Here is a 22,161-nt window from a genome sequence, read left to right as displayed (position 1 = left end):
GATCCAGGATCAGCCGGCCGAATTCATCGTGGCCGACAAGGGCTACGATTCGGATGCCTTCGTCGAAACAATTACGACGCAGGGCGGTCAGGCGGTAATCCCGCCGCGTTCCAACCGACTCAACCCCCGCTCGTTCGACCGGCATATCTACAAGAGCCGCAATCTGATCGAGCGTTTCTTCGCTCGCATCAAGCAATTCAGACGCATCGCCACGCGTTACGACAAGCTCGCCCACTCCTTCCTGTCGTTCGTCCATCTGGCTTGTTCCATCGTCTGGTTGGCTTGATTGAGAACAGACCCTAGTGCTGCACGGCCGCCTCGTTGGCTTCGAGAAAAGCCAGGGTGCGCAGGTCGTACACCCACATGGGCAGGGGGCTGTGCATGAACATCAGCCGGAAGGTGCGGTCGCGCTCGTGCAGGGTTTCCTCGAGGCGCTTGCGGTCGGTGATGTCGTACCAGGTGTGCACGATCTCGCGGGGCTGGCCGGCGGCATCCCGCAGCAGCTTCGCCTCGTCGCTGATCCACAGGTAATGGCCGTTCTTGTGCCGGAAGCGGTATTCCTGCGCGAAGCGCTCTCCCTCGAAGAGGCGCGACTGCTTTTCCACGATGCGCAGCCGATCCGCCGGGTGCAGGTGCTCCGTCCACCAGTCGGCGCTGGCCAGAACTTCGTCGGCGGCATAGCCGGTAATGCGGCTGATGTCCTTGCTCACCCAGACCGGCACGAGGCGATCATCCCGGACCTGCAGCAGATAAATCGCCGAGGGCCGCTTGCGGATGAGCGGCCGCAGGTGCCCCCGGAACCGCCCGGCATTGGGGGAATCGGATAGCGGCGTGCGAGGCATGGCAACCTCTCGGAGGTGGTAGGCAACACGGCGGACGGTGCTGTGCCACCGTCCTACAACTTCTTAGATTCGATCCAAGTGGAAAAGTAGCATCAATGGCAGGGACGCCGCGTGAGCAAAAAGTGGGATGCCGCCCGGAAAGCGCGGATTCGCCGCAACGGATGGCCGGGCAACGCGCAGAGCCGGCTCGCGCTCAGGCGGCCACGCCCCGGATCTTGCCGTGCAACGGGGGCGTTTTGAAGCGGTAGGTCAGCGACTGCATCTGGCACCAGTGCCGCAGGCTCATGGGCAGCAGTCCGCGTTCCATGTCCCTGTAGCGACGCACGCTCAGGCCCAGCTTGGCCGCTGCCGACGCGGGGCACAGGCCGGCCTGCTCGCGGACGGCACGGATTTGGGCGGCACTGGGATGGCTCATGACAGCTCCTCTCACGCACGGGAATCGGCAATGCGCAAGAGCTTAGCGCAACAAGATGACAAGAGGATGACACCCGGCCCGATCCGGCTCGGGCCTTTGTCTTACTCCTGCGTGCTTTGCGGTGGGGTGTCGGCGGGCCCGTGTCGCACGCGGGTATGGACTTCGGGCGGCTGGTGCAAGGTGTTGTGCAGCGTGCAGTGCGCGGCGGCGCGGCGGGCCGCGGGCAGCCGGGATTCGGGCAGCTCGGGCCAGGTGATGTCCATGTCGATGCGGTCGATGCGCGCGGGATGGGCGGCGTAACGCCAGCGCACCCGGATCGCCAGGGCCTCGGTGTCCGTGCCGATCTGCTCGGCGTAGCTGACCAGCACCGAGTAGGTGCAAAGCGCCAGGGCGGTGGCGAACATCTGCATGGCGCCGTAGTGAACGTCGGGGTTCTCGGCGACCACCTCCAGCCCGGACGCCTTGCCTTCCTGCAGGGTGAGCTCGGTATCGGCGTGCAGCACGATCTTCATGGGGATCCTCCGCTGCGCCCTAGCGGCACTCGCTCAGGAGCTGGTCCAGCATGCGGCGCGCCTGTCCCAGGTAGCCGCCGCCGAACAGGTTCAGGTGGTTCAGGACATGATACAAATTGTAGAGCGTCTTGCGTGTCCCGTAGCCCGGATCCAGGGGCAAGGCCTCCCGGTAGGCGGCGTAAAAGCGCGGCGGAAAGCCGCCGAAGAGCTCGGTCATGGCGATGTCCGCCTCGCGGTCGCCGTAATAGACCGCCGGATCGAAGATGACCGGCTCGCCGTCCGCGTCCATGGCGCAGTTGCCGTGCCACAGGTCGCCGTGCAGCAGGGCCGGCTGTGGCCGGTAGCCGCCGAACAAGGCGGGCAGCGCCGCCAGCAGCCGCTCGCCGCTGCGTTGCAGCTCGCCGCCGTAGCCGTTGTCGGCGGCCAGCGCCAGCTGATAGCCGAGTCGCCGATCGCGCCAGAAGGTGGTCCAGTCGCTGGTCGGCGTGTTGAGCTGTGGCGTTCTGCCGATGGTGTTGTCCCGGCGCCAGCCGAAGGCTGTCCACTGTGTCTGGTGCATGTGCGCCAGCTGCCGTGCCAGCCGCTCCGGGCTGACCGCGTCGCCCGGCCCCATGGCGATGTGCTCGAGCACCAGAAAGGCATGCCGGCCGTGGCTGCCCAGGCAGATGGGCCGGGGCACACGGATGGTTCGGCTGGCCGCGATCTCCTCCAGACCCGCCGCTTCCGCCTCGAACATGCTCAGCCCGGCAACGGCATTGGTCTTGACAAAATAGCGCCGTCTTCCATCCTCAAGAGAGAAGGTCTCGTTGATGCAGCCCCCAGCCACGGCCTGTGAGCCGCGGGCCGCGAAGGGAGTGCCGGTGGCGGCGGCAATCGCGTCGCTGATGGCGGCAATCAGGGGCGTGGGCATTCGTCTCCTCCTGTGGCTTATCTTAGGGGCAGGAATCGGGGTCTTCAAGGCCGCTGCGGGGGAGGGGAGCGGATGAGCAACCGGGTCAGGTTCCTGGAAGTCAACCGGCGCGGGGTGGACTACATCGTCGGCGATCTGCACGGGGAGTGGCGCCTGCTGGAGCACCTGCTGGCCCACGTACGCTTCGACCCCGCGCGCGACCGGCTGCTTTCCGTGGGCGATCTGCTCGACCGCGGGCCCGAGTCGGCACGCTGTGCGGAGCTGCTGTTCGAGCCCTGGTTCCATGCGGTGCTCGGCAATCACGAGGAAATGTGCCGGCGCGCCTGCCGCGAGTTCTTCGACCGCGGTGCCGGCGGGAGCTGGTGGTCGAACTGGCGCCACAACGGCGGCGACTGGTTCGCGCAGCATGTGCTGCACAAGAACGGCAAGCTGCAGCTGGATGACTGGGCCCGGCGCCTGCTCGCGCGCATCCAGTCGCTGCCGCTCGTGATCGTGGTCGGACGCGGCGCGCCGACGCGCTTCAACATCGTGCACGCGGAACTGCCGCCGTGGGCGGGCGATGCCGAGATCGATGGCGGGCAACTGCTGCAGCGCCCGGAAGAGCGGGAGCGCCTGATCTGGGGGCGCAGTCTCATGCTGGGCGACGAGCCGGTCCCGGCGCAGCGCGCCGGCCTGTCGCCGACCTACTGCGGCCACACGCCGGACACCGGCATCCGGGTGCGGGCCTCGCATGTCTGCCTGGACACCGGCGCGGTCTACCCGGGACTCGACATGCGCTACCGGGAGCTCGGCTTCGGGTTGACCCTCGTGCGCCCCGGCGACCGCAGCGCCTGGATGCTGCATCCGGAGCACGGCCGGCTGGAAAGCTGCCGTTACTGACGGGATCGGCAGCGCTGCCCTGCCAAAACTTCCTTGCGCGTCGGTGTTCCTGATCTCAGGAGTGGCGCATGGTCACGGTACGCGGCTGCTCGCCGGGATAGGTGGGGATGTCGGAGAAGTACTTGGCGTAAATGCCGCCGAAGCGCACCGCCTGTTCGGGGGACGCGTGCTCGATGTAGTAGGTCAATGCGGCACGATGCGCATCGCTGCCTTTTTCACAAGTCACCATCACTTCCAGCGCGTGTTGGAGTGAATAAATCTGCATGACCCATCCTCCCGAGAAAGGCTTGATCCAATCGTACCCATGCTCATGTCGCGCAGCTTCCGACGTGCGCGGCAAAGACACTGCCTGGATGAATTAACTATAGAAGACTTTCGGCGGAGTGCAAGGACGGGGCGGGGCGGCCGCCGTTGCCCTTGGCGGGCGTGGCGGGACCCCAGGCGCCGGCTGGTGGTCTAAACTTGAAAGGATGCGCCAAAGGCCGGCGCAGGCCATGCCTGGAGGCGAAAATGCGGACGAGATGCTGGCTCCGGTGGTTTTGGCTCGTGCTTGCCCTGCTGCTGCCCATGGCAGCGGCGGCCGCGCCGGTGCTCGTGCTGCGGGTGGACGGCGCCATCGGCCCGGCAACCCACGACTACATCAGCCGCGGCCTGGATCGCGCCGCCGAGGAGCGGGCCCAACTGGTGGTGGTCGAGATGGATACCCCCGGCGGCCTGGATACTTCCATGCGCGCCATCATCCGGGACATTCTCGCTTCGCCCGTGCCGGTGGCGATCTATGTAACGCCCAGCGGCGCCCGCGCCGCCAGCGCCGGCACTTATCTCCTGTATGCCGCGCATATTGCCGCCATGACGCCGGGCACCAACCTGGGCGCCGCCACGCCGGTGCAGATCGGCTCCCCCGGCATGCCGGGCGGCGAGGAGCCGTCGCCCGAGCGCAAGGAGCGCCCGGCCAATGCCATGGAACGCAAGCAGGTCAACGATGCGGTGGCCTACATCCGCTCCCTGGCCGCCCTGCGCGGCCGCAACGCGGAGTGGGCCGAGCAGGCGGTGCGGGAGGCTGCCTCCCTGCCGGCGGAGCAGGCCTTGACATTGCGCGTGATCGACTACGTGGCGCCGGATCTGCCGGCCCTGCTGCGCCAGTTGGAGGGGAAAACGCTCAAAACCGCCGGCGGCGTACGCACTCTGGCCCTGCAGAATGTGGAGATCCAGCGGTTCATGCCCGACTGGCGCAATCGGCTGCTGGCGACCATCACCGATCCCAACATCGCTTACATCCTGATGCTGATCGGCGTGTACGGCCTGATCTTCGAACTGGCCAACCCCGGCTCCGTGCTGCCGGGCGTTATCGGCGCCATTTCGCTGCTGCTCGCTCTCTTCGCCTTCCAGGTGTTGCCCGTGAACTATGCCGGCCTGGCGCTCATCATCCTGGGCCTGCTCTTCTTCGTGGCCGAGGCGTTCGTGCCCAGCTTCGGCGCCCTCGGCCTGGGCGGTCTGGTAGCCTTCGTGCTCGGCTCCCTCATGCTCATGGAAGGGGATGTTCCCGGTTTCGGCATCGCCTTGCCGCTCATCGCCGCCGCCGCGCTGCTGAGCGGCGGTTTCCTCTTCGCCGTGGCCAGCATGGCGCTCAAGGCGCGCCACCGCCCGGTGGTGACCGGCGCCGAGCAGCTGGTCGGCAGCGAGGCCGAGGCGCTGGAAGACTTCGTCGGCCAGGGACACGTGCGGGCCCACGGCGAGATCTGGCAGGCGCAGGCCGCGGAGCCGGTGCACAAGGGTGAACGCCTGCGCGTGACCGGCCTCGACGGGCTGACGCTGCGGGTGGAAAAGGCGGGAGGGCCCGGAAGCCTGGGCCCCATCCTGACGCCGGGCACGCCTGCGGAGTGACGCGAGGACGGGAAGCGTGTCCATGAAAAAACGTAGAAAAACAGTTCGGGGCGCGGCGGCGCTGCCCACCTATCTTTGACACGAAGGAGCCTTCCATGCTGACTACACCCCTTCTGCTGATCCTGATCGTCCTGATCGTTTTTCTGGCGGCTTCCCTGAAGGTGCTGCGCGAGTACGAGCGCGCCGTGGTCTTCCAGTTGGGGCGCTTCTGGCGCGTCAAGGGCCCGGGCCTCATCATCCTGATCCCCATCGTGCAGCAGATGGTGCGGGTGGACCTGCGCACCATCGTCCTGGACGTGCCCACCCAGGACGTCATCTCGCGCGACAACGTTTCGGTCAAGGTCAATGCCGTGGTCTACTTCCGCGTGGTGGATCCGCAGAAGGCCGTCATCCAGGTGGAAAACGTCATGGCGGCCACCAACCAGTTCGCCCAGACCACCCTGCGCTCGGTGCTGGGCAAGCACGAGCTGGACGAGATGCTGGCGGAGCGGGACAAGCTCAACAAGGACATCCAGGACATCCTCGACGCCCAGACCGACGCCTGGGGCATCAAGGTCAGCAACGTCGAGATCAAGCACGTGGACATTCCCGACACCATGATCCGCGCCATCGCCCGGCAAGCCGAGGCCGAGCGCGAGCGCCGCGCCAAGGTGATCCACGCCGAGGGCGAGCTGCAGGCTTCCCAGACCCTGGTGAATGCGGCGAAGACCCTGGAAGAGGCGCCCATGGCCATCCAGCTGCGCTACCTGCAGACCCTCACCGAGATCGCCGCGGAGAAGAACTCCACCACCATCTTTCCGTTCCCCATCGAACTCATCAAGCCATTCATGGATCTGGGCAAGCGCACGGGGGAGAGGTAGCCGGGGCGCCGGATCCGTCGCCTCCATGCCGGCGGGGACGGGTCCGCGCGGCACGCGTTGCGGGCCGCTCTGTGCCGGCCCGGCAGGGGCCAAGCTCCCAAGCGCCAAAGCTCGCGTCTATCCCCTTCACCCATGCCGCGAAACCTTCCGGCAGGATCGGAGTGGGCGCCGGCATGGGCGCGCGATGCCCCCACAATCCGCCCGCCGCAAGCCACGTCCCATGCCGGCCATGGCCCGGAGTCGAAACTGTCCCCGCAATCGGATATGCTTGCCCAAACCATTCATCAGAGCGATGCCTATGGAAATTCTGCTTGCCAATCCCCGGGGGTTCTGTGCCGGCGTGGACCGGGCCATTCAGATCGTGGAGCGGGCGCTCGAAATGCTCGGGGCGCCGATCTACGTGCGACACGAGGTGGTGCACAACCGTCATGTGGTGGACGGGCTGCGCGCACGCGGCGCGGTTTTCGTGGAAGAGCTGGACCAGGTGCCCGACGGAGCCACGGTCATCTTCAGCGCCCACGGCGTTTCCCAGGCCGTGCGCGCCGAGGCCGAGCGGCGCGGGCTGCAGGTCTTCGACGCCACCTGCCCACTGGTCACCAAGGTCCACATGGAGGTCGTCCGCTACAGCCGCGAAGGGCGGGAGATGATCCTTATCGGCCACGCCGGCCATCCCGAGGTGGAAGGCACCATGGGCCAGGCGGCGCCGGGCAGCATGCATCTCGTGTCCGAAGTGGCGGACGTGGAGAGATTGCGGGTCCGCGATCCGGACAATCTGGCCTACATCACCCAGACAACCCTCAGCATGGACGACACGGCGCAGGTCATCCAGGCCCTGCGTAGCCGCTTTCCCAAGATCGTCGGGCCCAGGAAGGACGACATCTGCTACGCCACCCAGAACCGCCAGGATGCGGTCAAGCGGCTGGCGGAAGCGGTGGACGTGCTGCTGGTGGTGGGCGCGCCCAACAGCTCCAATTCCAACCGCCTGGCGGAACTGGGTGCGCGCCTGGGCAAGGCGGCTCATCTGATTGAGGATGCCAGCCAATTGCAGCGGGGCTGGTTCGCGGGCGTGGCACGGGTAGGGATCACTGCCGGCGCCTCGGCCCCGGAAGCGCTGGTGCAAGGCGTGGTGGCCCAGCTGCAGGCCTGGGGCGGTCAAGCGAGCCGGGAGGCGGAAGGCGTGCGGGAAAAGGTGGTGTTCAGTCTGCCGCAGGCGTTGGCGCGGAGCTGAACGGCTTGCCTTCGACCCCATCCTGAAGCAGCGTCTTTCCGCTTCACATCGGATTCCGGCTTCTTCCCGCAGCCTCATGTAAAAAGGGTGACCCCGCCGGGGCCACCCTCCCATCAAACCCGCTCTCCTCCGTGGCAGATCGCTTGTCCTGCACTCGCTAGAACAACTCGCGCCAGGAGATCGGCCGCGAGCCGCCGGCGCCGCCGCCGCGCTCCTTGACGGCCTCGATGCTGGTATCCGACTTGCTCATGTATTTGATCTCGGAGATGCCGCCCCCGCCCGCAGTGCCCGCGCCGATCACCGCGGGGCTGGCCGCCAGGCCCTGTCCCAGGGACAGGCCGGTCGGCACATCAGCGAAACCGCTTGGGGGATTGCTGACCAGATCCTTGTCGTCAAGCACGTTGTCCTTGTTGATGTCCATTTCCGGCTTGCTGAAGGAACTGCCGCTGGCGTAGTCCAGCACCATCAGCCAGCTCTTGCCGCCGCGTCCGCAGGCGCTGGAGTCCGGAATGAAGGTGGTGAAGAGCACTCGCCCGGCCACCACCTGGGGATTGGTGATGGAGCGCTCCCCGGCCGTGGGCAGATCGGTATACCAGCCCTTCTGGGTGTTCCAGTTGATGGGATTCTGTTCGGAAACGCGCACCAACTGGCCGCCGATGCTGACCGTGTCCAGCTGCTGTTCTTGCAGGTTTGGCGAGGTGGGCGTCGTGTTTCGATTGAAGGTGCCCAGCGCCGCGCCGCTGTCCCAGATGCCATAGAAGGTCTGCTGGTGGCTCGTGTCGGTAATGTCGGTACTTTCCAGATACTTGCCGGTGCCGAAATAGACCATGACGCCAGTCTTCGCAGGATGCTTGGGGTGGAAGGTGACGTCGGGCGCCGTGGTGATGGGCTGCGGATTGCCGAGGCTATCCGTGGCCTTGAACAGGGGTACGTTCTTGCCGGCGCTTTGATAGGCGACTTGCCACTTGTTCGGGTTGCTGTCCGACAGGTCGATCTTCCACATGTTGCCCTGCAGGTCGCCGGCATACACCGCATCGACCAGGTCCCAGCCATTGCTGGCCACGGCCGCCGGGCTCGCCAGGCCGTTGGGCAGATTGGTATCGCAGGCGGGACTGCTGCTGCCGCAGAGATCGATCTTCTTGAGCAGGACGCCGGTCTGGGCGTTCAGCACGTAGAGGTAGGGCTTGCCGTTACTGTTGTTGTAGCCGGAGCCGAAGATGACCACCCATTGCCAAGTGGTTCCCTGGGAGTTGCCGCGGAGCGGTACGACGACGGGACGGCTGAAGGTCTGTCCCAGGTCGGTATCGGTGAATTCCCACAGCACCTTGCCGGCCAGCGCGGCCTCGGTGGTGATGCTGGCGGGATCGGTGACATCCAGCGCATAGACGCTCTTGCCGCCGTTGTTGAGCCCGCCCACCAGGATGGTATGCCAGGAGTTGTCGCTGAAGGTCACGTCGCCGACGGCGGGAGAGCCGTCCACCAGGTACTGATGGGTGAAGTTGGTGTTCGTCAGGCCCGCGAGCTTGGGAAAGACGCCGTTGGGAACGAAGGCGAAGCGTTCCATGCCGGTGGCGGCATCGAAGGCGTGCAGGGCGCCGTCATTGCCCCCGACGTACACCATGCCGGGCCGGTTGGCGGCCGTGCCCGTGGTCTTGAACGCATAGTAGTTCTGGTAGTTGTAGAGGAAGGGCGGCTTGCCCACGTAGGCCGGCTGGCTGTCGATGATGTCGCCCAGGATGTGCTGGCGCGTCCGGAAGGGATTGCCTTCCTTGCTCTTGTCGCCGCGCAGGTAATCCAGGCGGGCGGCCCCTAGCTTGTCCGCCCCGTTGTTGTTCAGCAGGTTCTGCTGGCTGCTGGACAGGCTGTCCCAGCGGAAGGCCACCCCGGCATTGCTGCTCGGATTCCAAGTGGCCATGATGCGCTTGCTGTCCCAGCCGCCGTTGCCGGTCAGGCTGTCCAGTTCGCTCTGCGCGCTCCAGACGGGAGTGCTCTTGACCGCACCTGTGTTCTGATCGATGCCGTAGGCCCGCAGGTCGCCCACCCAGAAAGCGGAGTCGAAGCGGGCCTGATACAGGTGCGTGGTGGAGCTGATGCTGGTGCTGTTGAGGGATACCGCCGCGGCGGAGGCGGTGCGGCCGGCGATGTTGGCCAGATAGCTGTTCAGGGCGTTCAGCAGGGCCTGCGGATCCTTGGCGCTGAGGAACTGGCCGCGGCCGTTCACGGCGGCATGCCAGAGATCATCCACGGTGGTTTTGTCATTGGACGAAACGGCAGGCCAAGCGGGCGGGTTCTGGTACGGATCGACGCTGGAATCCAGGGTTCCGCTGACGCCGAAGCCGATGGTGAAGGTATCCATGTGCGGATTGCTGTTGGTTTCGTGCGTGCCGGGCGCCAGTTCGACCTGGCCTTCGGCCAGGTCGGGGCGCAGGTTTTCCTCATAGTATTTCATGGCGACGTCGGCCAGGGTGTCGCTGTGGTCGTCCTGGTAAGGTTTTCCCTTGCCATCGTCCACATTGCCCACGCCCGGGGAACCGCCGTTCCAGTAGCCGTCGGTCATCAGGATGGTGAAGTTCTGCTGGCAGGGCGCCGTGATGGGCGCATCGCTGTCCTTGGTCTTGAAGTACTCACCCACAGCCTGGAGCGAGGTGCGCAGGGGCGTGCCGCCGCTGGCCACCAGCCCGTACAGGGTGTTGAGGAGTTTGTTTTTCTGGGCCGTGCTGTTGGTGATCGTCGCCAGCGGCACCAGGATGGTGCCGGTGTTGTAGATGTCGGTCAGACCGACGCGCATGCCGGACAGGTTGGCGATGGCCGAACCGATGCCGTTCTTGGCGGCGTAGATACGCTTGCGGTAGTAGACGTACCAATTGGCGAAGTTTTGCATCTGCGCCGTGTTGCTGGGATCGATGGTGTTCAGGACATAGTCGCCGGTGCCGGCGGCGCCGCCCGTGTGGCTGGCGGTGGCAGGACTGACGCTATTCGGCAGCGTGTAGTAGACCGCGATGCCGCTTTGGGTCAGGTCGGTGGTGCCGGCTGCGGCGTCCATGGGGTCATTGGGAGCCGCTTTCGGGTTGGCGTTGCCGAAGGTCTTGGTATCCGTGCCGGGCCACGGTGTGTAGGTCACGTTGGGATTGTAGTAAATCGAGTTCCACTGATAGGAACGCGGACGGGGATCGCTGCTGGGCACGTAACCCAGTCCGTTGTTGAGAGGACCGGCGTTGTTGCTGTCGTTGTTGAAGATGTAGCCACCCCGGTTGCCCTTGTACCAGTACTCACCGCCGCGATACACCTTGTAGATGTTCTCGCTGGCCTCCACATAGCCGCTGTCGGTGTAGGGCGTCATCACCTCGGCGTCCATGGAGCCGCTGTCGTCGATGAGGAACATAACGTTGGGCTCCACCGCCTGCTTCAGGAACAGCGGGTCATTGGCCAAGGCCAGGTTGCTGGCGGCGCTGACGCGTCCGGTATCGGCCTGGTACAAGCCGAGAACCAGGGCGGCCAGAAAGGGGAGGAGGATGCGCGGGGCGCGCGCAGCGGCGAGTATTCTTTTGTTTTTCATCTGCTTGCCCTCAACCCTGTTAATACTGCATGCGATAGATGACCTGGACGAGGCTCGTGGTGCCGCGAGGGCCCTGCATCCGCGTGGTGACCCGATAGTAGAAGGGGGCGGAGGACGGTCGGTAGGATCCGCGCGTGAGGCTTTGCCCGCCGCCGGTCCCGGTATTGATCGGCCCCAGCGCCTCGACGATGTTCTGGGCGATGTCGCCGTTGTCCAGGACTTGCCTGCAGGGCGCGCTGCTGCAGACGGTGTCCCAGGCCACGGTGCTGATGTCCACCGGCACGGAGGCTGGCGGGTAGAACCATGTGGGCTGGCCTACCCCCTGCTCAGGGGGCAGGGTGGCCGCCGCCAAGAACTGCACCACGCCTTGCCGGCCGATCTCGGCACTTGCCAGCGTCTGGTCGCGGAAGCGCACGTTGCCGGCGATGTCCGTGTCCGTTTTGGCCAAGTACATGGCGGCGATGCCGGCCATCGAGAGTGCCAGCAGCACAACGATGGCGACCAGCAGCGTGGCGCCGCCTTCCGGATGATGCACGGAGCCTTTTTGGAATGTGTTCACGTCGTCTGATTGCCGAGGATGGGGTTGCGGAGAGGCACTTCCGTCACGAACAGTTGATGGCGGAAGTTGCGATCGGTGTTGGGCACGTCGTAAACCACGGCCGCATTGCCGCCCATGGCTGGCAGCAGGGTGATGCTCGCCGGACTGTTGTAGTCCCGGTCCGGCAGGCTGGCCCGCGCCAGCAGGGCGATGCGCACCGTGCGTATCTGCCCGCCGCTGGCGGCAAACCAGCCGCCGCCGGTGGGGCGGGCATAGGCATCCACGGCGTTGTCGCCGTTGGTGTCCATGCCGTAGAGCACCTGCAGGGACACGATGCCGCGGGCCACCGGCGTGGTGGTGCCCGTGTTGACGTTGGTGACCATCAGTGTCGGAGTGGGGTCAGGCTGGCCAGCGACGGTGGAGTTGGGGGCGATGCTGTACCGGTTGTTGACCATGCTGCCCATGTTGTAGAGCGTGACGCCGTTGGCGGCCACGTAGCCGCTTGCCGGGAAGATGCTGAAGCCGCCCGCGGGATTGTAGGGGGCCGAGACCCCCGGGTTGTGCTGCAGCTTCAGCGCGGCCTGCTGCACCTGGGTGACCTGGACCAGCGTGCAGGTCTTGCCCGGCTCGTTGAGGATGACCAGGTCGCCTTCCTGGAAACCCGCCGTGGAGGCCACGATCAGCTCTGCGGAAGAATTCGGCATGTCGCCGTTCAACTGGGTGGCGGGCAGCCCGCCGTTGGCGGAGGTGCTGTACAGGATGGTGAGCTGATCGCTGCCGCCGGGCCCGCTGATGGGGGTGGCGGGCGCCGGATCGGCCGACACGATGGGCATCAGGGTATAGGCCGGAATGTTCGGTGGGGTGCGGTTGGCATTGTAGGACACCAGTTGGCAGCCCAGATTGCCGCCCAATCCGTAGCCGGCCATGCGCACGTCGCGCTCGAGCATGGCCATGGCGATGCGCGCCTGTTGCCACAGATCCGCCGTTTCATTGCTGCGCCGCTGCTGGCTTTCGGACTGAATGAAGATGCTGTAGATGGCTACGGACGCGAGCAGGGAGACCACCAAGGCGACCATGAGCTCGACCATGGTGAAGCCTTGGTCATGGCGCAGGCTGCCATGAGTGCGCGACGGACGACTGGACAGGGACATGACGTCAATTCCCGATTTGGGTGGTAAGGGCATGACTGCGCTGGCCGGTGCGGCTCTGCCAAGAAACCGTGACCGTGACCTGCGTGCCGTTGACCGCGATTTGCCCCTGCCCTTGGGGCAGTTGCCTTTGCACATCGTCCCGCCAAGTGCTGGCATTGGCGGCAACGATGGCGGGCGAGGACGGCAGGCTCGCCTGGGTGTCGAGGTTGTGGTAGGCGGACAGCGCCGTGGCGGTCGGGGTACCCCACATCATGCCGACCATTTCGTTGGCCAGCAGGTTGGCTTGGGTGATGTACTGGGAATCGGTCGTGGCGCGCACGGCGGCGACCTGCAAGGCCGCCAGTGCCAGCAGGCCGAAAGCGAAAATGGCCATGGCGATCATCACTTCGATGAGACTGAAGCCGGATTGTGGGGAAGGGGGGTTATGGCTCATGTCTGTGTCTACAGGCGGCAAGTCCAGGAACTGGGAGATTGGGCGATGCAGGTGACGATGCGGCCGCCCGTGCCAACCACGAGCAGCCATCGCTGGGTGGTCGGCGTCGTCGTAAAGCCGTAGGTGCCGTTGCCCACGTTGGCGAGATTGCCGAAAGGCGCGAAGACGGGCAGGTTGGGCGTGCCGTTCGCCGCCAAGGCCGTATTGCTGCCGAATCGTGCCCGGAACTCCGCGTTGCCGAACTGGCGCAGGGTCAGGTCACCTGCATCCAGAGTGCTGCTGTTGTTGCGGTCCACGAAGACCGTCCAACCGGACGCGTTGGCGGCAGTGGCGATTTCCACGCCCACCCGCTGGTTGCGCTTGATCGCTTCGGCCCGCGCCCATTGCAGGTCCTGCTGCAGCTGCGCGGCCGCCGCGCGGATCTGGCCGTTGGCACGCGATTCGGCGAACATGGGCAGGGCCAGCGCCAGAAGGATGCTGCCCACGGCCAAGGCGATAGCCAGTTCCACCAAAGTGAAACCGGCGTCGTAGCGGACGCATTTTTCAAAACGCGTGTGGATCATGGCCTGCGGTCTTGTCGTTATAGGTAATCGGCAGTCACCCTCGTTATGCAAAAAGCGCGCCTGACTTAGGGCGTTGGGTCGGCTATGCTCTGCAAGTTTTTGAGTTAGTATAAAAATCAGAAAGCGACAAGCTTGGTCCATCAAGAGGGTGTGTGTGACAAATTCCGTCAGCAGGGGAGGAGGCGGCGCTTGGCGGCGCTGGATGCGCGGCGTGGCGTATCTGGTCATGGTCCTGTGGTCCGGCGTGGCCGGCGCGGTGGAGGTGCGCTTTACCGTGGCGGGAGAGGGCCTGCCGGCGGAGGTGCGCGATGACCTGCAAAAAAACATGGCGCCGGTGCAGATCGGCGATGTGACCCAGGAGCTGGGCAGCGCCCGCCTGGCCGCGGACGAGCGGCTGCGCAATGCCCTGCAAGTGTATGGATACTACGGCTCGCAACTGGAGCTGCGCACCGAGGCCGTGAGCGAGAGCGAGTACGTCCTGCATTACACCGTCATTCCCGGCACGCGCATCCACGTGAGCGACGTGGCGCTGGCGGTTCGCGGGCCGGGGGCTGAGCTGCCCGTCTGGGACAGGCTGCGGCAGGAGTTTCCGCTGCGGCAGGGGGACGTGCTGCGCCAGGACACCTATGAGCGCGCCAAGGCCCAGTGGCTGTCCGCTGCCCAGGATGCCGGCTACATCGATACCGAGTTCAGCCGGCATGTGCTGGCCATCGACCGGGAGCAGGGCACCGCGCGCATCGAGCTCACGCTCGATACCGGCACCCGCTACGTATTCGGCGAGGCCACCTTCGACGGCGCGGCCGACTATCCGCGGCGCTTCCTGTACCGCTATCTCGCCTTCAAGCCCGGCCAGGTCTTCTCTTATCAGAAGTTGTCCGATACCCAGCTCAACCTGCTGAACGCCGACCGCTTCGCCAATGTTTCCGTGACGCCGGATCGCGAGGCCGCCCAAGGCGAGGTGATGCCGGTCCGCATCGCCCTGGAATCCCTGAAACCCAAGCGGTTTCGCAGCGGCGTGGGCTACGGCACCGACACCGGGGCGCGGCTGACGGCCCGTTATGATGATCTCAATTTCCGCCATTCGGCCAACGAGCTGCACCTGGCCAGCGATGTTTCCGAGCGCCGGCTCGGCCTGGCCGGGCGCTTCGTCTGGCCCAGCTATCGCGATTACCGCAGCTTCACCAGCCTGCAGAGCACCTTCCAGCGCGAGGAGTTGGACACGTACACGACCCGTCTGTTCGGGGTGACGCTTGAGCGGGCCCGGGGCTTCTCCAGCACGCTGATCGGATCGGCCTTCCTGACTTACCAGAACGAGATCTTCAGCTTGGGGCTGCAGCGGGGCCACTCCATCCTGATCATGCCCGGCGTACGCGTGCAGCAGACCCGCCTGGACCAATTGCTGCGGCCCCGCAAGGGCTATCGCTACGACGTGACCCTGCGCACCAGCTACACCGGCTGGGGCTCGAACACCGACTTCGTGCAGCTGGCCGGCCGCGGCGAGGCGCGCCTGCCCCTGGGCAGTCGCGACCGCATCGTGCTGCGCTCGGAGTTGGGTGCGACTTGGCAGCATCAGGGCACCATCCTCGATCTGCCGCCGTCGCTGCGCTTCTTCGCCGGCGGCGACCGCAGCGTGCGCGGCTACGACTACCGCTCCCAGGGGCCGCGCGATGCCGGCGGCTTCGTGGTGGGCGGCCGCCACCTGCTGACCGGCAGCGTGGAATTCCAGCACGACATCGGCGGCATGTTCGGCGCGGTGGTGTTCTACGACGCCGGCAATGCCTTTGATACCTTCGCCGACATGAACGTGCTGCAAAGCGCCGGGGTCGGCGCGCGGGCCTACACGCCCATCGGCCCCCTGCGTCTGGATCTGGCGCACCCTCTCGGGGATCCGTCGGCCCGCAACTTCCGCATCCATTTTTCCGCCGGGGTGAGCTTTTGAAGCGCCTGGTCATCTATTGGGTGATCTTCCTGGGCCTGCTGCTCGCGGCCATGGCGGGCTGGCATTGGCTGTGGCAGACCCCCGCGGGTGCGCGCTGGGCGGTGGCGCAGCTGAGCCGGGTGGCACCCTTGCAGGTCGATTCGGTGGAGGGGCGGCTGGCGGATCGGCTGCGGCTGCGCGGCGTGCGCCTGCAGGCCGGCCAGATGGAAGTGGCCGTGCATCAAGTGGACATGCTGTGGCGTCCCAACGCCCTGCTGCTCGGCAGCGTGCATGTCGCCTGGCTGGAGCTGCGCGGGCTGCGTATCGAGGACGATCGGCCGGAGGTCAAGGAGGCGCCCACCTTTCGGGTGCCGGCGCTGCCCGCTTGGCTGACCGGCCGGCGCATCGCCGTCCACCGTCTGCGCATCAGTGATCTGCACTACGCCAAGGGACGGCGGCCCGTCTACCGGCTGGATGAGCTGACGGCCTCGCTGCGGCTGCGGCGCAGCGTCCTGCAAGCCCGGGACGTCCGGCTGCGTGATCAGTTCGGACGCATCATCGGCAGGCTGCGGCTCGGCTTGGACGAACCGCTGCTGCAAAGCCAGGGGATGTGGCAGCCGCTGAAGCCGGGGCTGCTGGATGCGTTTTACTGGACGGTGGACTGGGAGAGCCGGGACCAGAACCTGGCCGGGCCGGCGCATCTGGTCATGCACGGTCCGGGCCGCACCCTGGGCGTCTGGAGCGGGCAGTGGGTCGTCGAGCCGCATGCCGTGCGCCTCGTGCAGACCCGCTTCCGCTGGGCCGGCATGCCGGGTCCCCTGTGGCTGCTGGGGCGCCTGGACTTTCCGCAGGGCGACCCGCAGATGGATGTCCGGGCCGTCGCCGACTGGCATCTGGGCGAAGTCGCGCCGCAGCTGCGGGATACCGGATTGGTCTGGCAGGCCCATCTGCGCGGCTGGCTGGACAATTATGCCGGTCGGGTGGCAATCAGCAGCAAGGGCGCCGACTGGCGCCAGGCCGTCCTGTATGGGTCGGTGGCCGGCAATTTGCAGGGCCTGCGCGCCAGCAAGCTCCAGGGGCGCGTACTGGGCGGCCAGGTGCGGGGTGAGGTGGCCGTGTCCTGGCAGGAGGCCATGCGCGCGGCGCTGAGCATGCGTTTTTCGGATCTCGACCCGGCCCTGGTGGCGCCGGCCTGGCCCGGCGATCTGAATGGTTCCCTCGTGCTCAGCGGCGGCGGCCGGGGCCTCTTTGATCGCGGCGACTTCGTGCTGGAGCTCGCGGAGAGCCGCTTGCACCAGCAAAACTTTCAGGGCCGCATCGCGGCGGACTGGGACGGGCGGGATCTGCGTATCGCCCAAGGGCATGTCTACGGCCCGGGCATGGATATCCGCGGCCAGGGCCGCCTCGCGGAACGCCTGAATGTGGCAGTGGCCCTGACCGAGCTGGGGCGCTTGTCGCCACAGGCCGCGGGCAACCTCCGGGCCGCGGGCTGGGTGCGCTATCGCGCGGGGGCTTTGGCGCTCGACTTCAGCGGGCGGGGCACGGATCTGGGCTACGGCGAGATTCGCGCCGCCAGCGCCCGCGTCGAGGGCAGCATGCAGAACGGGCTGGCCGGGCCCCTGCGGGCCGGCCTGGCGCTGCGGGGACTGCGCTACGGCGGTTATGCCCTGCAACAGGTCGAGGCAGCGATGGACGGGACTCTCGAGCAACAACGCTGGCGCGCGCGCGCCGCTTGGCCGGCGGGTGCGCTGAGCCTGGCCGCCGAGAGCGCCCGGCAGGGCAAGACCTGGATGGATGCCTGGCAGTTGCGCCTGGGGACGCTGACCCTGTCTGACCGCCAGACCGGCCGCTGGCAGCTGCCGGCGCCCGCGACGATTCTGTTCGACCCGGGCGACAGGCTTCGCATCCCAATGCTCCGGCTCAGCAATCAGGCGGCCGGGTGGCTGCGGCTCGATGCCGACCTGCGTCTGCAGCCCCTGATGGGGCAGTTCGATGCCGCCTGGCAGGGCGTGCCCATTCTGCCCGTCTGGTTCCCCGAGGACGCCGCCGCCACGGTGCAGGGTCGCCTCTCGGGCCGGCTGCAGGGCCGGATCCTGCCCGAGCAGCGCCTGGACCTGCGCGGCAATGCGGCCATCGAGGCCGGCACCCTGCGCCTGCAGGGGCCGGGCGGCGCGAGCGTCATGTCGATCCGCACGGCGCAAGCCCGATTTGCCTGGGCCGGCGAGCGCCTGCAGGGCGACGCGCTGCTGGACCTGGCCGATGCCGGACGGGCAGACGGCCGGCTCGATCTGGCCTTGCCGGCGCGCCTGCCGCTGACGAGTTCACTGGCAATGGTGACCGGGCGCTTCGGCCTGTCCGTGCAGGACATGCCCGTCCTGCCCGTCTGGTTTCCCAAGGGCGCCGCGGCCATGGTGCAGGGGCGTATGTCGGGGAACGTGCAGGGACAGGTGCTGGCCGGCCAGCGCCTGGACTTGCGCGGCGAGGCCGCGCTGCGCGGGGGAAGCTTGCAGGTCAGGCGGCCGCAGGGTGAATTGGTCGCCCAGGTCCGCACCGCCCAGGCCCAGTTCGCGTGGGCCGGCGAGCGCCTGCAGGGTGCGGCGCGCCTGGATCTGGCGGATTACGGGCAGGCCAGCACCCAATTCACCCTGCCGCTGCCGGCGCGGTGGCCGCTGGCCCCGGTCCCCGGCGGCCCGCTGCGCGTCACCGGCAACTTTCGGGTGAGCGAGCAGGGCCTGCTGTTGGTAGCCATGCCGGGCATCGTGCAGGAGGGGCGCGGCGACCTGCGCGGCACGCTGGACATCGGCGGCACCTGGGCTCAGCCCCGCCTGGGCGGAGACGTGCGTCTGAGCGGGGCCGCCGCCTTCGTGCCCAGCGCCGGCGTCTATGTCAGCGACATCGGCGCACGCCTGGTCCTGGCCGGCGACAGCCTGCGGCTGAGCGAGCTGCACGCCCGTTCCGGCGACGGCACCCTGGGCGGCGGCGGCACGATGAGGCTGCAGGGCTTCCGCCCGGCCGCCTACAGTTTCACCATCACCGGCGAAAATTTCCGTGCCATCGATCAGCCGGAGATCGAGGCCAGCGTGTCGCCGCGTCTGCAGGTGCAGGGTGCCGATGGGCGGATCCAGGTGCGCGGCGAGGTGCTGGTGCCCCATCTGCTGCTGACCGGCACCAGTCCGGGCGGGCTGCGGCCCAGCAATGACGTGGTCTTCGTCGACGAGCCGGTGCGCCAGGACGGCGCTTGGCTCCAGGGCGTCGATCTGCGCGTGAGCCTGGTGCTGGGGCGCGACGTCTGGGTGCGGGCGCAAGGCGCTTCGGCACGCCTGGACGGCAGCCTCCTGGTCAGCCTGCAGGGTGCCGCCGAACCGCAGGCCAGCGGGCAGATCCGGGTGGCGGAGGGTTCGTACGAGGGTTATGGGCAGAAGCTGAGCATCGAGCGCGGGCTGGTCACTTTCAGCGGCGCCCTGCAGCACCCCAGCCTGAACGTGCGGGCAATACGCAAGGTGGAGAACGTCACGGCGGGCATTTTGATCACCGGGGTGTGGCCCAAGCCCAACACGGTGCTGTTTTCCAACCCACCCATGCGCGATGCCGACATCCTGTCCTACATCGTGCTCGGCCGCCCCATGGCCGCCGGCGGCGGTGAAAGCAACCTGCTGGCCCAGGCCGCGGGCGGGCTGCTGAGCCTGGGCGAGGCGGCCCAGCTGCGCAAATCCCTGCAGAGCGGCCTCGGGCTCGATACTTTCGACATCAGCCCCGGTGCCGGCTTCGACCGGTTTATGGTAACTTTGGGCAAATACATCAATCCCCGCATCTATGTCAGCATCGGCCGTGCCATCTTCACCAACGACATGGTGGTACGCGGGCGCTACCGCATGACCCGCAACTGGGAGGTGCAGGCGGAAAGCGGCACCCAGCAGAGCGGGGTGGACCTCTTCTACACCGTGGAGATGCGTTGAACAAGGAAGTGCATGAAGCACGACACGGCAGTTTCGCCTGACGCAGTGATCGTCGGTGCGGGCGTCATCGGCATGTTGACCGCCCTGCATCTGCATGAAGCCGGCCTGCGCGTGACCCTGCTGGAGCAGGGGAGCGGTCCGGGGCGCGAAGCCTCGTGGGCCGGGGGAGGCATCGTCAGCCCGCTCTTCCCGTGGCGTTATCCCGATTCCGTCAATCAGTTGGCCGCCTACGGACAGCGCCATTATCCCGCCCTGGCGGCCGCTTTGGCGCAGGCGACGGGCATCGATCCCGAATACCAGCCTTGCGGCCTTTTGATGCTGGATACGCCGGAGCAGCCGCTGAACGAGGCGGCCGAGGCCTGGGCTCGACGCTGGCACGTCGTTTCGCAATCCATGGTTGACGCCGATCTGACGCGGATCCAGCCGGGCATCCAGCCCACCGGCCGGGCCCTGTGGTGGCCCGAGATCGGACAGATACGCAACCCGCGCCTGGTCAAATCCCTGGCTGCCCGCCTGCAGCAGCTGAAGATCCCGGTTCACAGCGACACCGCCGTGCGGGATATCCGCGTCCGCGCCGGCCGACTGCAGGCGCTGGCGACCAGCCGCGGCACCCTGTCGGCCGGACAGGTGCTCGTCACTGCCGGCGCCTGGAGCGGCCAGCTCCTCGCCGGGCTTGGGCGGCCGCTCCTGGTAGAGCCGGTGCGCGGGCAGATGATCCTGCTGCGCGGCCAGCCTGGCCGTGTGCGCACCATGGTGCTGGCCGGGGCCCACTACCTGGTGCCGCGCCGCGATGGCCGCATCCTGGTGGGCAGCACGCTGGAGCGGGTGGGCTTCGACAAGACCCCGACGGCGGAGGCCGCCGAACTGCTGCTGGGCAAGGCGGTCGCCCTCATGCCCGAACTCGGCGAACTCGCGATCGAGCATCACTGGGCCGGACTGCGCCCGGGATCGCCGGTGGGCGTGCCCTACATCGGTCCCGTGCCGGAAGTGGAAGGGCTCTTTGTTTGCGCGGGCCACTTCCGCAACGGCATCGTCATGGCGCCGGGCTCGGCGGCGCTGATCGCCGCCCTGCTGCTGCAGCGCACTCCGCCGCTGGATCCCGCGCCTTACGCGTTGAACCGGAGCGCGGTCGAGGAGTCTATAGTTTGATTTCGACAATTTTAAAGCAAGTATGATTTTCGCTGGCTGAAAGTTGTGAAATGAATTTATAATGCTCAACCTTGCTAAGGTGGAAGTGATGATGAATAGCGAGACCTTGACCAAGCAGGACGTCGTCGAATTTCTGCGCAGTGCCAACGTCAATCCCACCAGTCAGCGGGTGGAAGTGGCCTACGCCTTGTTCTCCGCGGCCGCCCACCTGTCCGCCGATGAAATCATGCAGCGGGTGAATGCCGAATACCCGGTGGTTTCCAAGGCCACGGTCTACAACACCCTCGGCCTGCTGGCGCAGCAGGGCCTCATCCGCGAAGTCATCGTCGAGCCCGGCAAAGTCTTCTACGATCCCAACACGTCGGCCCATCACCACTTCTACGATGTGGAAAGCGGCCGGCTCGAGGACATCCCCGCCCATTCCCTGGCTTTGCCCGATCTGCCGCCGCTGCCCGCGGGCGTGGTGGTGGAGCGGGTGGACGTGGTGATCCGCGTCCGCCGCGAATAGCGCTTGCCTGGGCGCCGGAATCACAATAAACTTGCTCCCGCGCCGTTGTAGCTCAGTTGGTAGAGCAACTGATTCGTAATCAGTAGGTCGGTGGTTCGAATCCACTCAACGGCACCACTTGAAAAATCCTCTGGCTGTTCTATTACTTCCCGAGCCGGGCTCTCTTTCTGGGTGCCATGCTGGCACCGTCCTCGGTCAATCATCCTGATTCCAGGCCTCCAGGGGCCGGACCAACCTGCATCGAGCGGGGTACAATTTGATGGAATTCAAGCCTCATGCTTTCCAGGCTTTGCTCTTCCTGCCGCTGCTTGCGCTTTTTCCGCTGTCCGCGCAGGCGCTCAACGCTCCCGATCCGATTCCCACCTCTGTCTACCAGGGCAAGCTGAAAGCCGTCTTCACTGGCGACACCTTTCGCCTGTCGGTGCAGGGCGGGCCGGTGGAACTGCCGCTGGCGGTGGTGGATGCGCCCGACTACGCCAGGGATGCCGGCGCGCCGACCAAGCGCGCATCCGCATTGGATTTTGGCAAGGGAGCTGATGTTGCCAGGCAGCAGTACGATCAGTTCGGCCGGCAGGCCAATGCCGAGCTGGAAGCGGGCACTGAAGCGCTGAAAAACGGCGTACTGAGCGCCGGCGCCTCGCTGGCGGCCTTTTCCGCGCCGCTGCTGGCCGGCTGGAACTCCCACGTCGGCGCTGCCAGCCTGTGGAATGACTGGTCCCCGGCCTCGGTGTGGGAGCGCTATCTGAAGCCGGCCAAGGTCTCGCTGGAACAGAAGGTGCGCGGCAACAGCAACCGGGGACACCTGTACCGGCATCCGTTGCCGGCCAAGCTGGGACTGGGCGGGGGCAGCTAGCGGACG

At 66.6% G+C, this 22,161-nt stretch carries 20 protein-coding genes and 1 tRNA gene; 11 read left to right on the top strand and 10 right to left on the bottom strand.

Annotation, left to right across the window (positions count from 1 at the left end; genetic code table 11):
• Positions 1 to 286, top strand: a 286-nt coding sequence (locus tag G579_RS0107980) for an IS5 family transposase (protein WP_028989767.1), incomplete at its 5' end; no start/stop codon positions are given.
• A 13-nt stretch (positions 287 to 299) separates the two neighbouring features.
• Here G579_RS0107980 and G579_RS0107975 read toward each other — a convergent pair.
• From G579_RS0107975 to G579_RS0107960, 4 genes are all read right to left on the bottom strand, one after another.
• Positions 300 to 842 carry a PAS domain-containing protein gene (locus G579_RS0107975; RefSeq protein ID WP_028989766.1) on the bottom strand — a complete coding sequence of 181 codons (543 nt, stop codon included), beginning with the start codon at positions 840 to 842 and terminating at the stop codon, positions 300 to 302.
• A 193-nt stretch (positions 843 to 1,035) separates the two neighbouring features.
• Positions 1,036 to 1,257 carry a helix-turn-helix domain-containing protein gene (locus G579_RS0107970; protein WP_028989765.1) on the bottom strand — a complete coding sequence of 74 codons (222 nt, stop codon included), beginning with the start codon at positions 1,255 to 1,257 and terminating at the stop codon, positions 1,036 to 1,038.
• 101 nt (positions 1,258 to 1,358) lie between these two features.
• The gene (locus tag G579_RS18250) at positions 1,359 to 1,769 is read right to left on the bottom strand and encodes an OsmC family protein (protein ID WP_051181148.1); all 411 of its coding nucleotides are present in this window, start codon (positions 1,767 to 1,769) and stop codon (positions 1,359 to 1,361) included.
• Positions 1,770 to 1,788: 19 nt separating this feature from the next.
• Positions 1,789 to 2,679: a fructosamine kinase family protein gene (locus G579_RS0107960; protein ID WP_038018896.1), complete on the bottom strand. Its 891-nt coding sequence runs from the start codon at positions 2,677 to 2,679 to the stop codon at positions 1,789 to 1,791.
• 72 nt (positions 2,680 to 2,751) lie between these two features.
• On the opposite strand from G579_RS0107960, the gene G579_RS16550 reads away from it, so the two are divergent.
• A complete protein-coding gene (locus G579_RS16550; protein WP_051181143.1) occupies positions 2,752 to 3,558 on the top strand; it encodes a metallophosphoesterase in 807 nt (268 codons plus the stop codon).
• A gap of 55 nt (positions 3,559 to 3,613) precedes the next feature.
• Here G579_RS16550 and G579_RS0107950 read toward each other — a convergent pair whose 3' ends face one another.
• Entirely contained in the window at positions 3,614 to 3,823 is a 210-nt protein-coding gene (locus G579_RS0107950; protein WP_028989763.1) for a hypothetical protein, read from the bottom strand.
• A gap of 281 nt (positions 3,824 to 4,104) precedes the next feature.
• Between G579_RS0107950 and G579_RS16545 the strand changes: the two genes are divergently transcribed.
• The 3 genes from G579_RS16545 (at position 4,105) to ispH (ending at position 7,530) form a co-directional block, all read left to right on the top strand.
• On the top strand, positions 4,105 to 5,442 hold the full coding sequence (locus G579_RS16545) for an NfeD family protein (protein WP_211218688.1): 1,338 nt from the start codon (positions 4,105 to 4,107) through the stop codon (positions 5,440 to 5,442).
• 95 nt (positions 5,443 to 5,537) lie between these two features.
• On the top strand, positions 5,538 to 6,302 hold the full coding sequence (locus G579_RS0107940) for a slipin family protein (protein WP_028989762.1): 765 nt from the start codon (positions 5,538 to 5,540) through the stop codon (positions 6,300 to 6,302).
• 298 nt (positions 6,303 to 6,600) lie between these two features.
• Positions 6,601 to 7,530, top strand: coding sequence for a 4-hydroxy-3-methylbut-2-enyl diphosphate reductase (gene ispH, locus G579_RS0107935; protein ID WP_028989761.1), 930 nt, complete (start codon positions 6,601 to 6,603; stop codon positions 7,528 to 7,530).
• 157 nt (positions 7,531 to 7,687) lie between these two features.
• On the opposite strand, the gene G579_RS0107930 is transcribed toward ispH, so the two are convergent.
• The 5 genes from G579_RS0107930 to G579_RS19170 are packed head-to-tail and all read right to left on the bottom strand — an operon-like array spanning position 7,688 to position 13,771.
• Positions 7,688 to 11,086, bottom strand: a complete 3,399-nt coding sequence (locus tag G579_RS0107930) for a pilus assembly protein (protein ID WP_028989760.1) — start codon at positions 11,084 to 11,086, stop codon at positions 7,688 to 7,690.
• 19 nt (positions 11,087 to 11,105) lie between these two features.
• Positions 11,106 to 11,645 (bottom strand): pilus assembly PilX family protein, encoded by a 540-nt coding sequence (locus G579_RS0107925; protein WP_028989759.1) that lies wholly within the window; start codon positions 11,643 to 11,645, stop codon positions 11,106 to 11,108.
• Positions 11,642 to 12,775, bottom strand: coding sequence for a PilW family protein (locus G579_RS0107920; protein ID WP_028989758.1), 1,134 nt, complete (start codon positions 12,773 to 12,775; stop codon positions 11,642 to 11,644). Before G579_RS0107920 ends, G579_RS0107925 begins: the two co-directional genes overlap by 4 nt.
• A 4-nt stretch (positions 12,776 to 12,779) precedes the next feature.
• The gene (pilV, locus tag G579_RS18245) at positions 12,780 to 13,208 is read right to left on the bottom strand and encodes a type IV pilus modification protein PilV (protein ID WP_162142985.1); all 429 of its coding nucleotides are present in this window, start codon (positions 13,206 to 13,208) and stop codon (positions 12,780 to 12,782) included.
• Positions 13,209 to 13,216: 8 nt separating this feature from the next.
• The gene (locus G579_RS19170; RefSeq protein WP_051181134.1) at positions 13,217 to 13,771 is read right to left on the bottom strand and encodes a GspH/FimT family pseudopilin; all 555 of its coding nucleotides are present in this window, start codon (positions 13,769 to 13,771) and stop codon (positions 13,217 to 13,219) included.
• A gap of 154 nt (positions 13,772 to 13,925) precedes the next feature.
• Here G579_RS19170 and G579_RS0107905 point away from each other — a divergent pair, with 154 nt between their 5' ends.
• From G579_RS0107905 to G579_RS0107880, 6 genes are all read left to right on the top strand, one after another.
• Entirely contained in the window at positions 13,926 to 15,710 is a 1,785-nt protein-coding gene (locus G579_RS0107905) for an autotransporter assembly complex protein TamA (RefSeq protein ID WP_162142984.1), read from the top strand.
• On the top strand, positions 15,707 to 19,645 hold the full coding sequence (locus G579_RS0107900; protein ID WP_028989756.1) for a translocation/assembly module TamB domain-containing protein: 3,939 nt from the start codon (positions 15,707 to 15,709) through the stop codon (positions 19,643 to 19,645). Before G579_RS0107905 ends, G579_RS0107900 begins: the two co-directional genes overlap by 4 nt.
• Before the next feature lie 12 nt (positions 19,646 to 19,657).
• Positions 19,658 to 20,794, top strand: a complete 1,137-nt coding sequence (thiO, locus tag G579_RS0107895) for a glycine oxidase ThiO (protein ID WP_028989755.1) — start codon at positions 19,658 to 19,660, stop codon at positions 20,792 to 20,794.
• Between the two features lie 61 nt (positions 20,795 to 20,855).
• Positions 20,856 to 21,302 (top strand): Fur family transcriptional regulator, encoded by a 447-nt coding sequence (locus G579_RS0107890; RefSeq protein WP_230973825.1) that lies wholly within the window; start codon positions 20,856 to 20,858, stop codon positions 21,300 to 21,302.
• A gap of 41 nt (positions 21,303 to 21,343) precedes the next feature.
• A tRNA-Thr gene (locus G579_RS0107885) sits at positions 21,344 to 21,419 on the top strand.
• Between the two features lie 142 nt (positions 21,420 to 21,561).
• Positions 21,562 to 22,155: a hypothetical protein gene (locus tag G579_RS0107880; protein WP_028989753.1), complete on the top strand. Its 594-nt coding sequence runs from the start codon at positions 21,562 to 21,564 to the stop codon at positions 22,153 to 22,155.
• Positions 22,156 to 22,161 lie beyond the last annotated feature (6 nt).

It is taken from the genome of Thermithiobacillus tepidarius DSM 3134, assembly GCF_000423825.1.
Taxonomy (GTDB): Bacteria; Pseudomonadota; Gammaproteobacteria; order Acidithiobacillales; family Thermithiobacillaceae; genus Thermithiobacillus; species Thermithiobacillus tepidarius.
This window is presented reverse-complemented; position numbering and strand designations above follow the sequence as displayed.

What these genes read in the sequence shown, in the direction of transcription:
- G579_RS0107975 (WP_028989766.1), bottom strand. Translation starts at nt 842, where the DNA reads ATGCCTCGCACGCCGCTATCCGATTCCCCCAATGCCGGGCGGTTCCGG.
- G579_RS0107970 (WP_028989765.1), bottom strand. Translation starts at nt 1,257, where the DNA reads ATGAGCCATCCCAGTGCCGCCCAAATCCGTGCCGTCCGCGAGCAGGCC.
- G579_RS18250 (WP_051181148.1), bottom strand. Translation starts at nt 1,769, where the DNA reads ATGAAGATCGTGCTGCACGCCGATACCGAGCTCACCCTGCAGGAAGGC.
- G579_RS0107960 (WP_038018896.1), bottom strand. Translation starts at nt 2,679, where the DNA reads ATGCCCACGCCCCTGATTGCCGCCATCAGCGACGCGATTGCCGCCGCC.
- G579_RS16550 (WP_051181143.1), top strand. Translation starts at nt 2,752, where the DNA reads ATGAGCAACCGGGTCAGGTTCCTGGAAGTCAACCGGCGCGGGGTGGAC.
- G579_RS0107950 (WP_028989763.1), bottom strand. Translation starts at nt 3,823, where the DNA reads ATGCAGATTTATTCACTCCAACACGCGCTGGAAGTGATGGTGACTTGT.
- G579_RS0107940 (WP_028989762.1), top strand. Translation starts at nt 5,538, where the DNA reads ATGCTGACTACACCCCTTCTGCTGATCCTGATCGTCCTGATCGTTTTT.
- ispH (WP_028989761.1), top strand. Translation starts at nt 6,601, where the DNA reads ATGGAAATTCTGCTTGCCAATCCCCGGGGGTTCTGTGCCGGCGTGGAC.
- G579_RS0107930 (WP_028989760.1), bottom strand. Translation starts at nt 11,086, where the DNA reads ATGAAAAACAAAAGAATACTCGCCGCTGCGCGCGCCCCGCGCATCCTC.
- G579_RS0107920 (WP_028989758.1), bottom strand. Translation starts at nt 12,775, where the DNA reads ATGTCCCTGTCCAGTCGTCCGTCGCGCACTCATGGCAGCCTGCGCCAT.
- pilV (WP_162142985.1), bottom strand. Translation starts at nt 13,208, where the DNA reads ATGAGCCATAACCCCCCTTCCCCACAATCCGGCTTCAGTCTCATCGAA.
- G579_RS19170 (WP_051181134.1), bottom strand. Translation starts at nt 13,771, where the DNA reads ATGATCCACACGCGTTTTGAAAAATGCGTCCGCTACGACGCCGGTTTC.
- thiO (WP_028989755.1), top strand. Translation starts at nt 19,658, where the DNA reads ATGAAGCACGACACGGCAGTTTCGCCTGACGCAGTGATCGTCGGTGCG.
- G579_RS0107890 (WP_230973825.1), top strand. Translation starts at nt 20,856, where the DNA reads ATGCTCAACCTTGCTAAGGTGGAAGTGATGATGAATAGCGAGACCTTG.
- G579_RS0107880 (WP_028989753.1), top strand. Translation starts at nt 21,562, where the DNA reads ATGGAATTCAAGCCTCATGCTTTCCAGGCTTTGCTCTTCCTGCCGCTG.